Raw genomic sequence first — 9714 nt, forward strand, 5'->3', positions numbered from 1 at the left:
GTCTTTCCGGGGGGGGGGGGGGGGTGCGCCAACGCCGCGGTGGGGACGATGAGCGTCTCGTACGCGTCGTTCGCGACACCGGTGGCCCGGCCAGCAGCGCGTCGCGGGTGCGGTGCGACAAGCCTCGAACGTCGCGAACGCTCCGTTGGGGACGTTGAACGTCTCGTACGCGTCGTTCGCGACAACACGGGACGCCGGAGACGCCCCACAGGCACGACAACGCGAGGAGCCGCCCGCCACGTCCCGAACGAGAGGGCGTTCAACGTCCCCACGTCCGGGACACAGCAGGCCGCAGAGCCAAAACCCTCAGGAGCGGTCGAAGTCCCGGGCCGCCAGTGCGCGGACGATGCCCGCCCGGCCTTCCGAGACGAGCCGCCGCAGCGCCGCCGGATGGTCACCGGCGAGCCAGGCGTCCGACGCCTCGACCGTGGCCGGTTCGACCGCCCACGACGGGTACAGGCCGATGATCGTCGGCTGCGCCCGCTCGCTCGAACGCCGCTGCCACACCTCGTCGACGACGTCGAAGTACTTCGCCACGTAGGAACCGAGCAACGCCTTCTGGCCGGGGTGCGAGAAGCCCGAGATGAGCGAGTCGCTGACGGCGTTCGGCAGTTCGTCGTCGTGGATCGCGCGCTGCCAGGCGTCCGCCTTGGCCTCCGCGTTCGGCCGCAGCGCGCGCGAGCGCTCGGCCTGCCGCCGTCCCGCCGCGGTGTCGTCCCGCGCCTGCTCGGCGTCGATCTCGGCCTTGTCCGCCTTGCCGTGCGCCACCAGCGCCTGCAGCAGCCGCCAGCGCAGGTCGGTGTCGACGGTGAGCCCCTCCAGCGGCGCCGAACCGTCGAGCCAGCCCGAGATGACCGTCAGGGTCTCCTCGTCCAGTACCGAACCGGCGAGCGAGTTGACGAACGCCAGCTGGTGGTCCGAGCCCGGCTCCGCCGCGCGCACCAGTTCCAGCAGCCGGGCGGTGAACGCCGGCCAGCCCTTCTGGACCGCCCACTCCTGCTCGGCGTAGGAGTTCAGCGCGGTCTGCGCCTGCAGCAGCAGCCGCTGCACGACCCCGACCTCGGACTCGGTGTGGATGCCCCTGGCCACCAGGGTGACGAAGTCGCGGGCCTTGAGCTCGGCCTCGCGGGTCATCTCCCACGCCGCCGACCAGCACAGCGTGCGGGGGAGCGGGTCGGTGATGTCGGCGATCCGGTCGATCAGCGTGGTCAGCGACGCCGGGTCGAGCCGCATCCGGCAGTAGGTGAGGTCGTCGTCGTTGACCAGCACCAGCTTGCCCGCGGGGACCCCGACCAGCGCCGGCACGTCGGTGCGCTCGCCGTCGACGTCGAGCTCGACCCGGTGCGAGCGCACCAGGCGGCCGGAGCCGTCCTCGTCGTACACGCCGACCGCGACGCGGTGCGTGCGCAGCTCACCGGCACCCGGCTTCGCGCCGGTCTGCACGACAGCGAACGAGCTGAACGTGCCGTCCGCGCCGACCTCGTAGCGCGGGCTCAGCGAGTTCAGGCCGGTGGTCTCCAGCCACTGCGCGCTCCACCACGAAAGGTCGCGCCCGGACGCCTCCTCCAGCGCGCCCAGCAGATCGGACAGGGTCGCGTTGCCCCAGGCGTGCTTGCCGAAGTAGACCTTCAGCCCCTCCAGGAAGTGCTCCTGGCCGACGTAGGCGACGAGCTGCTTGAGCACGCTCGCGCCCTTGGCGTAGGTGATCCCGTCGAAGTTCACCTCGACGGCGTGCAGGTCGACGATGTCCGCGGCGATCGGGTGCGTCGAGGGCAGCTGGTCCTGCCGGTAGGCCCACGACTTCTCGATGTTCGCGAAGCTCGTCCACGCGTTGGTGTACTCGGTGGCCTCGGCCTGCGCGAGCACACTGGCGAAGGTCGCGAACGACTCGTTGAGCCACAGGTCGTCCCACCAGCGCATGGTGACGAGGTCGCCGAACCACATGTGCGCCATCTCGTGCAGCAGCGTTTCGGCGCGCCGCTCGTAGGCGTAGCGGGTGACGCGGCTGCGGAAGACGTAGTCCTCCAGGAACGTCACCGCGCCCGCGTTCTCCATCGCGCCCGCGTTGAACTCCGGCACGAACAGCTGGTCGTACTTCGAGAACGGGTACGGCGTCGCGAACTTCTCGTGGTAGAAGGCGAAACCCTGCTTCGTCTCGACGAACAGCTTGTCCGCGTCCATGTGCTCGGCCAGCGACGCGCGGCAGTAGATGCCCAGCGGGATGGTGCGGTGCTCGTCGGAGAACTCGTCCCGCCATTCGGCGTACGGCCCGGCGATCAGCGCGACCAGGTACGTCGAGATCCGCTCGGACACCTTGAACACCGTCCGCACGGCGCCTTCCGGGGTGTCCTCGGCCGACTCGACGAGCGCGTTCGAGATGACCTTCCAGTCCTTCGGCGCGGTCACCGTCAGCCGGTAGACCGACTTGAGGTCGGGCTGGTCGAAGCAGGCGAACATCCGCTTCGCGTCGGCGGTTTCGAACTGCGTGTACAGGTAGACGCCGTCGTCGACCGGGTCGACGAACCGGTGCAGTCCCTCGCCGGTGTTCATGTACCGGCAGTCGGCGGTGACCACGAGCTCGTTGCTCTCGGCGAGACCGGGCAGCGCGATGCCGTCGTCCTCGACGTACGCGCTGACGTCCAGCTCGGTGCCGTTGAGAGTGGCGGACCGGACTCCTTCGGCGACCACGTCCACCCAGGACCGCTCCCCGGCCCGGGCGCTCGAGAACCGGATGGTGGTCTTCGAGACGAAGGTCTTCTCCCCGGGACCGCCGCGGCCGTCGGTGAGGTCCAGTTCGATGTCGTAGGACTCGACGTCGAGCAGGTCGGCACGCTGCTTGGCTTGGTCTCGGGTCAGATTCGGGGCGGGCACGGGCACCTCTGGTCAGTGGTATCGGTTTCGGTTTCCATCTACGAGCATCCAATCATGGGTGGCCACCCGCTGACGATGGGGAACAACCGGGCACCGGGTCGTGTTGGATGCCAGTGTGCGGCCGTCACCCGGCCGCCTCCGTGTCCTGAGGACCCCGCGTACCTGGAGAGATGACGACGATGACCGTTGAGTCGAAGCCAACCAAGGTCGACTTCTACTTCGACCCGATCTGCCCGTTCGCCTGGATCACTTCGCGCTGGATCCTCGAAGTGGAGAAGCACCGCGACATCGAGCTGAACTTCCGCGTGATGAGCCTTTCGGTGCTCAACGAGAACCGCGAAGACCTGCCCGAGCGGTACAAGGCGCTGCTGTCCGAGGGCTGGGCGCCGGTCCGGGTCGCCATCGCGCTCGGGCAGAAGAAGGGCCAGCAGGCCGTCCGCGACTATTACACCGAGTTCGGCACGCGATACCACAACCAGGGCAACGAGGACCGCCGCCAGGTCATCAAGGAGGCCCTGGAAGCCGTCGGCGCGCCCGAACTGATCGAGGCGGGGGACTCGGCCGAGTACGACGAGGCGCTGCGGAAGAGCCACCACGAGGGCATGGACCCGGTCGGCACGGAGGTCGGCACGCCGACCATCCACATCGACGGCGTGGCGTTCTTCGGCCCGGTGCTGAGCTCCATCCCGCGGGGTGAGGACGCGCTGAAGATGTTCGACGGCGCGGTCGCGCTCGCGAGCTACCCGGACTTCTTCGAGCTCAAGCGCACCCGTACGGGCGAGCTGAACTTCGACTGAGCGACCGGCTCATGGTGTGCCCAGCGCGGCATGCGTGACGTCGGCGGGGTAGGGGGACATCGCGACGGCCTCCTCCTCGGTCATTTCACCCGCCGCGACAGCGGTTTTGAGGGTGACGAGCCGGTGGAGGCCGTCGCGATGCCGGACGACGAACCCGGCGTCGACGGGATCGCCGTGTCCCGGCACGACGGTTTCCGGTCGCAGCGCGAGGATCTCGCCGAGCGCGGCGGCCCAGGCGGCGAGATGCGTGTCGGTGCCGAAGGAGTCGGCGGTGAAGCCGGACGGCCCGTGCTCGACGGTGTCCCCGGCGAACACGACCCCGGCGTCGGGCACGTGGACGACGAGATCGTGGTCGGTGTGCGCGAGCCCGGGGTACACCAGCGCGACGACCCGGCCGCCCAGGTCGATCTCCGCGCGTTCGGTCACCAGCCGCCCCGGCGGGGTGATGACGGTCCGCTCCAGCGCGTCGGAGATGTGCGGTTTGCCCTCGGCGCGGTAGGTCTCGATCCGCCGCCGCCGCGCTCGTTCGCCGTGCGCGGCGAGTTCGGCGACGCAGCCTTCCTGCGCCCAGACGTCGCACGGCAGGAACGGCGTCGTCCCGAAGCAGTGGTCGAAATGCGCGTGGGTGTAGACGACCGACCACGGCAGCGGGGTGATCTCCCGGATCGCGGCGGCGAATTCGGTGCCCTGGTCGACGTCGCCCCTGCTGTCGATCACCAGGCAGCGTTCGCCGCCGACGACGAGCCCGGTGGTCAGGTCCAGCTCCTCGTACCGGCGCGCGTGGACGCCTTCCGCGAGTTCGAGCCAGCGTCCGTCAGTCACGAAGAATCCTCTCGGTCAGGACGGGAGCCGTCGTGCTCACGTCCACTTGTGCCGCCAGCACGACGTCGTTCTCGTGCCCGGCGGTGATGAGTTCCTGTCCGGACGCGCACCGGGCGAGCGCGTCCGCGAGGTCGGTGCCGCCGAACGCGGCGGGGATCGCTCCGGTGCCCAGCTGATCCTCGACACACGGCCGCAGCGGTCCGAACTCGCCGGCGTCGCTCAGCACGTCCATGCCCCAGCGCTCCCCGGCCGGGACGATCCCGATCGACCTGCCGCCTGGGCATGGGCTGTCTTTCGTTGACGACCGTCGGGAGTACGGGGTACAGGGCCGCTGGCGCAGGCGACGCGGTCGTAGTAGCTGAACAGCGGCTAGTACCACCGCAAGATCTATGAGTGCGCGCAGTCTGAGAGGAGACTTCACGGACGCGCCTCCCTATGGCCGACAGGGCCTGCTGCCGGGATGACAGGACGCCTTTGCACTCAACGGGGTCATTATGTCGTCGAGGAGCGCACTCGCAGTGCGATCGCGGAAGCGCGCGATGAACACCACAGCCACCCCCACAGCATGCCCGTGCTCCGGTGGGATGGCAGACTCCCTTGCCGTGCGTGTTTACCTGGGATCCGACCATGCCGGTTTCGAACTGAAGAACCACCTGGTGAGCCACCTGCGCGAGCAGGGCCACGAGGTGACGGACATCGGGCCGGCCGTCTACGACGCCGCCGACGACTACCCTGCGTTCTGCGTCGAGACGGCGCTGCGCGTGGTCGCCGACGAGGGCAGCCTCGGCATCGTGATCGGCGGCTCCGGCAACGGCGAGCAGATCGCCGCGAACAAGGTGCCCGGCGCACGGGCTGGCCTGGCCTGGAGCGTCGAGACCGCGAAGCTCTGCCGCGAGCACAACCACGCGCAGCTGATCGGCGTCGGCGCCCGGATGCACACCACCGAACAGGCCACCGAGATCGTCGAGGCGTTCCTCGCGACGCCGGTTTCGCCGGAGGAGCGGCACGCGCGCCGCGTCCAGCAGCTGCTCGACTACGAGCGCACCGGCACCCCGCCCGCCCTGCCGGGGGCCTGATGCCCGAAGGGCACACCCTGCACCGGCTCGCCCGCCTGCACAAACGCCGCTACGCGGGCGCGCCGGTGTCGGTCAGCAGCCCGCAGGGCCGGTTCGCCGCCGAGGCGTCCCGTTTGGACGGTCGGGTGCTGAAGTCCGCCGAGGCGTACGGGAAGCACCTGTTCCACCACTACGGTCCACACGGGACGGTGCACGTCCACCTCGGGCTGTACGGCACCTTCGGCGAGGCGAAACTGCCGGCGACCGCGCCGGTCGGCCAGGTCAGGATGCGGCTGGAAGGCCGGACCCACTGGACGGACCTGCGTGGCCCGACGCGGTGCGAGCTGCTGGACGAGGCACAGGTCGACGCGATCAAGGCGCGCCTGGGCCCCGACCCGTTGCGCGCGGACGCCGATCCGGACCGGGCCTGGGCCCGGATCTCCCGCTCCCGCACGTCGATCGCGGCGCTGCTGATGGACCAGTCGGTGCTCGCCGGGGTCGGCAACGTGTACCGCGCCGAGGTGCTGTTCCGCCACGGCGTTCCGCCGCTGTTGCCAGGGCGCGACCTCGACAAGGCGCTGTGGGACGACATGTGGGCGGATCTGGTCGCGCTCATGCGGGACGGCGTCCGCGTCGGCCGCATCGACACCGTCGCGCCCGAGCACCTGCCCGAGGCCACCGGCCGCGCGCCGCGTCAGGACCGGCACGGCGGCGAGGTCTACGTCTACCGCCGCGCGGGCGAGGAGTGCCTGGTGTGCGGGACGTCGGTGGCGCACGCCGATCTCGTCGGCCGCAATCTCTACTGGTGCCCGGCCTGCCAGCCCGCCTGAGCCGTCAGCCCGCGACGGGCCGCGTCCGGTAGTGATACCGCGTGGCCGTGGTGAATCCCGCGCGGTCGTACAGCTTCAGTGCCGGTTCGTTGTCCGCGAGTACCTGGAGCCACACCGAATCCACACCGTGGCCCGACGCTTCGGCCAGCAGCCCGCGGAGGACGGCCGCGGCCTGGCCCTGACGTCTGGCGTCCGGGTGGACGGCGAGCCCGTACAGGCCTCCCCAGGTGCCGACGAGCGCGAGCCTGCCGATCGCGGTGATGCCGGACGGTCCCTCGACCGAGGCGTAGAGCGCGGGCGTGGCCTCCATGATTTCGCGGGCCACCGCGAGGGTTTCGGCGCCACCGCGGCCGTCCGTCAGTGACCACAGGGCCAGCCAGTCCGCGTCCGGTCTCTTGTCGATCCGCACGGCGACATCGCTCGACGGGAGCCGCTCCAGCACGGTCGCGACGTCGGCGGTCTGCAGGAGCGTCGGGCGGAGCCGCGTGTAGCCGCGTGCGGTGAGCAGCTCGTCGAGATCGGCGGGCTGCGCTGCCGGGCCGATCAGGAACGTCGAGGCCAGCCCCGTGCCGTGGTAGAGGTCTTCCACCTCCCGCAGCGCCTTGCCGACGTCGGCGGGCGGCGCGACCGGCACCACCGAGTTCGCCCGGCTCGTGACACCCGCCGAACGGCGGACGAGCCAGCCGTCGACCTCGGTGCAGGTGAGCGCCCGCCAGCCCTGAAGCATCAGATCGTCGAGTTCCGCAACGGTGACCATGGAACCACGCTAAGCCAGCTGAATGAAGAACCGCAACTATGTATATATATTCATTATGCGTGCACGAGGACTTCCGGTGCCGGACACGACGAAGGGGATTTTCCGCTTAGTGGTGCGGAAAATCCCCTTCGGGTCAGAATCTCGGGTCAGAAGTCGAAGCCGCCGCCCCCGCCGTCGAAACCACCGCCGCCGTCGAAGCCGCCCCAGTCGCCGCCTCCGCCGAAGTCGCCGCCGCCGTCAAAGCTGCCGCCGTCGAACCCACCGCCGTCGAAGCCGCCGGAGCCCAGCGCGTCCATCTGGCCCGCGTCGTACCCGGACTCCCAGGCCGACGCGCTGGCGATGCCGCCCATTCCGCTGAACATCGCGCCGAACAGCAGCGCCGAGCCCAGGCCCCACGCGCCGCCGATCAGGGCGGGCTTCCACCACGGCTCGCTGTACCAGCCCTCGGGCACCGGGCGCCCGGCGACGCGGCCGCCGGGGTAGTAGTACGGCGTGTTCTGGCCCGCCTGGGGCGAGGCCTCGTAGTGCTGGCCCTCGACGTCGACCGAGCGGTGCTCGGTGACCTTGCCCGCGCGCTCGCGCTCGGCCTCTTCCGGCAGCTTCGGGCCGGGGTCCATGCCCATGGCGGTGCGCGCGGCCCGCACGTAGTAGAGACCCTCGATGGCGGTCTCCTTGACCAGCTTGGCCTGCTCGATCGTCTTCGCCTGCTCCAGCTGGGAGCCCGCCGCGTTGTACCGCTCGCTCGCGTCGGCCATCGCCTGCTGCGACGCGGTGTCGGTGCCGGTGATGTTGAGGACCTGGCCGCCGAGCCGCTCCACCAGGCGGCGGGCGTCCGCCTTCGCGTCCTCGAGTTGCCGCTGTCGCGCCGCGGCCTGCGATCGTGCGAAGTAGAGGCCGCCGCCGACGATCACGACGACGAGCACGATCAGGAAGATCGCGGTCCCCATGGGTCACTCCAAGCTCGGATGCGTGCGGTGGCTCCCGGGAACCACCTTTGAAACGGACAACGCGGACGGTACGCGGTGGGTTCCCGTCACGTGACGCGGCGCACCGCCGGTGTGTCGCGAGGGCTGGCCGGACAAACTAGAACACGTTATAGTTCGGCGGTATGAAGTTCACCCTCTCGGTCGCGATGAACCCGCTCGATCAGCTGGCCGGGCTCGCCCGTGCCGCGGAGGAGGCCGGTTTCGCCTCGATTGCCCTGCCCGACTCGCTTTTCTACTCCGAAACGGTGTCCGCCGACTATCCGTACACCCCGGACGGGAGCCGGTTCTGGAACGAGGAGACGCCGTGGGCGGATCCCCTCGTCGCGGCCGCCTCGATGGGGGCGGTGACGAGCAGGATCAGGTTCTACACCTCGGTGCTGAAACTGGGTTCACGCAATCCGGTACTGCTGGCCCGTCAGGTCAACTCGGTGGCCGCGCTGACCGGCGGCCGGTTCGGACTCGGTCTCGGCGTCGGATGGTCGCCCGAGGAGTTCGAGTGGTGCGGAGCGCCCTACGCGCGGCGCGGCAAGCGCGTCGACGAGGCGATCGACGTGCTCCGGCTGATCCTCGACGGCGGCATGGTCGAGTACCACGGGGAGTTCTTCGACTTCGACAAACTGCGCATGAGCCCCACGCCGCCGTCGCGGGTGCCGTTCTACATCGGCGGGCACACCGAAGTCGCGCTGCGGCGGGCCGCGCGGGCGGGCGACGGCTGGTCCTCGGCGATGATGAAGTTCGACGACCTGCGGGACACGATCGCGCGCCTGCGTGAGCTGCTCGCGGAGCGGGGCCGTGCGGAGGAGCCGTTCGAATACCAGGCCGTGTGCATCGACCGGTTCGGCCTCGACGGCTACCGGGAGCAGGCCTCGATCGGCGTGACCGACGTGATCACGATGCCGTGGGTGTTCGAGGGAGTCGGGTTCGACGCGGACATCGAGCCGAAGCTCGCCGCGATCCGGAAGTTCGGGGAAGACGTCATCGCGAAGTTCGGAGACTGAGACATGGGTATTTCGGTCAGCTGGGACAGCGAAGCGGAGCAGCCGCCGGCGCGGCAGGCCGCGTGGCGGTCGATGAACGCCGTGTGCGCGGGGGACAAGGCGGGCTGGCTCGCGTTGTTCGCCGCGGACGGAGTGGTCGAGGATCCGGTGGGGCCCTCGATGTTCGACGCCGAGGGCAAGGGGCACCACGGCCACGAGGGGATCGCCGCCTTCTGGGACGCCACAATCGCCAACGTCGAGCGCTTCGAGTTCGAGATCCGCGATTCCCATGCCGCGGGCGACGAGGTGGCCAACGTCGGCACGATCACGACGTACCTCCCCGGTGGCTACCGCGTCGACACCGACGGCGTCTTCGTCTACCGCGTCGGGGAGGACGGCCTGATCAGGTCGATGCGCGCGTTCTGGGAGACCGAACGCGCGATGGCGACCGCCCGTCAGGTGCCGGAATAACCCGGCGCGTCATATCTGATGTATCACGGGGCTTGACTGCTCTTCGGAAGGTCTCTTAACTTTTACGGGACAGACCTCCTGCCCTCCGCCGTCGCACGAGGTGCGTGCTCACGAGCCGAGGAGCAGTCATGCCCTTGTTCCGGCGTCT

10 protein-coding genes are annotated in these 9714 nt (G+C 69.8%); 5 read left to right on the top strand and 5 right to left on the bottom strand.

Translation table 11 applies throughout. From position 1 onward, the window contains the following. Window positions 1-306 precede the first annotated feature (306 nt). A complete protein-coding gene (pepN, locus tag ACFWX1_RS39740; protein WP_378395022.1) occupies window positions 307-2871 on the bottom strand; it encodes an aminopeptidase N in 2565 nt (854 codons plus the stop codon). 179 nt (window positions 2872-3050) lie between these two features. On the opposite strand from pepN, the gene ACFWX1_RS39745 reads away from it, so the two are divergent. Next, the gene (locus ACFWX1_RS39745; protein WP_378395023.1) at window positions 3051-3668 is read left to right on the top strand and encodes a DsbA family protein; all 618 of its coding nucleotides are present in this window, start codon (window positions 3051-3053) and stop codon (window positions 3666-3668) included. A 9-nt stretch (window positions 3669-3677) separates the two neighbouring features. Here ACFWX1_RS39745 and ACFWX1_RS39750 read toward each other — a convergent pair whose 3' ends face one another. Together ACFWX1_RS39750 and ACFWX1_RS39755 are read right to left on the bottom strand one after the other, a co-directional pair. Continuing rightward, window positions 3678-4490 (bottom strand): MBL fold metallo-hydrolase, encoded by an 813-nt coding sequence (locus tag ACFWX1_RS39750; RefSeq protein ID WP_378395024.1) that lies wholly within the window; start codon window positions 4488-4490, stop codon window positions 3678-3680. Beyond that, a complete protein-coding gene (locus ACFWX1_RS39755) occupies window positions 4483-4722 on the bottom strand; it encodes a hypothetical protein (RefSeq protein WP_378395025.1) in 240 nt (79 codons plus the stop codon). Before ACFWX1_RS39755 ends, ACFWX1_RS39750 begins: the two co-directional genes overlap by 8 nt. Before the next feature lie 370 nt (window positions 4723-5092). On the opposite strand from ACFWX1_RS39755, the gene ACFWX1_RS39760 reads away from it, so the two are divergent. Beyond that, window positions 5093-5566, top strand: a complete 474-nt coding sequence (locus tag ACFWX1_RS39760; protein WP_378395026.1) for a ribose-5-phosphate isomerase — start codon at window positions 5093-5095, stop codon at window positions 5564-5566. Further along, on the top strand, window positions 5566-6375 hold the full coding sequence (locus tag ACFWX1_RS39765) for an Fpg/Nei family DNA glycosylase (protein WP_378395028.1): 810 nt from the start codon (window positions 5566-5568) through the stop codon (window positions 6373-6375). Before ACFWX1_RS39760 ends, ACFWX1_RS39765 begins: the two co-directional genes overlap by 1 nt. A gap of 4 nt (window positions 6376-6379) precedes the next feature. Here the strand turns inward: ACFWX1_RS39765 and ACFWX1_RS39770 are convergent, their stop codons facing one another. Both ACFWX1_RS39770 and ACFWX1_RS39775 read right to left on the bottom strand, forming a co-directional pair. Further along, window positions 6380-7132, bottom strand: a complete 753-nt coding sequence (locus ACFWX1_RS39770) for a GNAT family N-acetyltransferase (RefSeq protein ID WP_378395029.1) — start codon at window positions 7130-7132, stop codon at window positions 6380-6382. Window positions 7133-7278: 146 nt separating this feature from the next. Continuing rightward, window positions 7279-8079 (bottom strand): hypothetical protein, encoded by an 801-nt coding sequence (locus ACFWX1_RS39775; protein WP_378395030.1) that lies wholly within the window; start codon window positions 8077-8079, stop codon window positions 7279-7281. Between the two features lie 161 nt (window positions 8080-8240). Here ACFWX1_RS39775 and ACFWX1_RS39780 point away from each other — a divergent pair, with 161 nt between their 5' ends. Beyond that, window positions 8241-9116, top strand: a complete 876-nt coding sequence (locus ACFWX1_RS39780; RefSeq protein ID WP_378395031.1) for a TIGR03619 family F420-dependent LLM class oxidoreductase — start codon at window positions 8241-8243, stop codon at window positions 9114-9116. Between the two features lie 3 nt (window positions 9117-9119). Then, window positions 9120-9566: a nuclear transport factor 2 family protein gene (locus ACFWX1_RS39785; RefSeq protein ID WP_378395032.1), complete on the top strand. Its 447-nt coding sequence runs from the start codon at window positions 9120-9122 to the stop codon at window positions 9564-9566. Window positions 9567-9714: the final 148 nt, after the last annotated feature.

The organism is Amycolatopsis sp. NPDC059021 (assembly GCF_042739895.1).
GTDB lineage: Bacteria > Actinomycetota > Actinomycetes > Mycobacteriales > Pseudonocardiaceae > Amycolatopsis.

Bases quoted from the DNA above. Each gene is read 5' to 3' on its own strand.
- ACFWX1_RS39745 (WP_378395023.1), top strand. From the start codon at position 3,051: ATGACCGTTGAGTCGAAGCCAACCAAGGTCGACTTCTACTTCGACCCG.
- ACFWX1_RS39755 (WP_378395025.1), bottom strand. From the start codon at position 4,722: ATGGACGTGCTGAGCGACGCCGGCGAGTTCGGACCGCTGCGGCCGTGT.
- ACFWX1_RS39765 (WP_378395028.1), top strand. From the start codon at position 5,566: ATGCCCGAAGGGCACACCCTGCACCGGCTCGCCCGCCTGCACAAACGC.
- ACFWX1_RS39770 (WP_378395029.1), bottom strand. From the start codon at position 7,132: ATGGTCACCGTTGCGGAACTCGACGATCTGATGCTTCAGGGCTGGCGG.
- ACFWX1_RS39775 (WP_378395030.1), bottom strand. From the start codon at position 8,079: ATGGGGACCGCGATCTTCCTGATCGTGCTCGTCGTCGTGATCGTCGGC.
- ACFWX1_RS39780 (WP_378395031.1), top strand. From the start codon at position 8,241: ATGAAGTTCACCCTCTCGGTCGCGATGAACCCGCTCGATCAGCTGGCC.
- ACFWX1_RS39785 (WP_378395032.1), top strand. From the start codon at position 9,120: ATGGGTATTTCGGTCAGCTGGGACAGCGAAGCGGAGCAGCCGCCGGCG.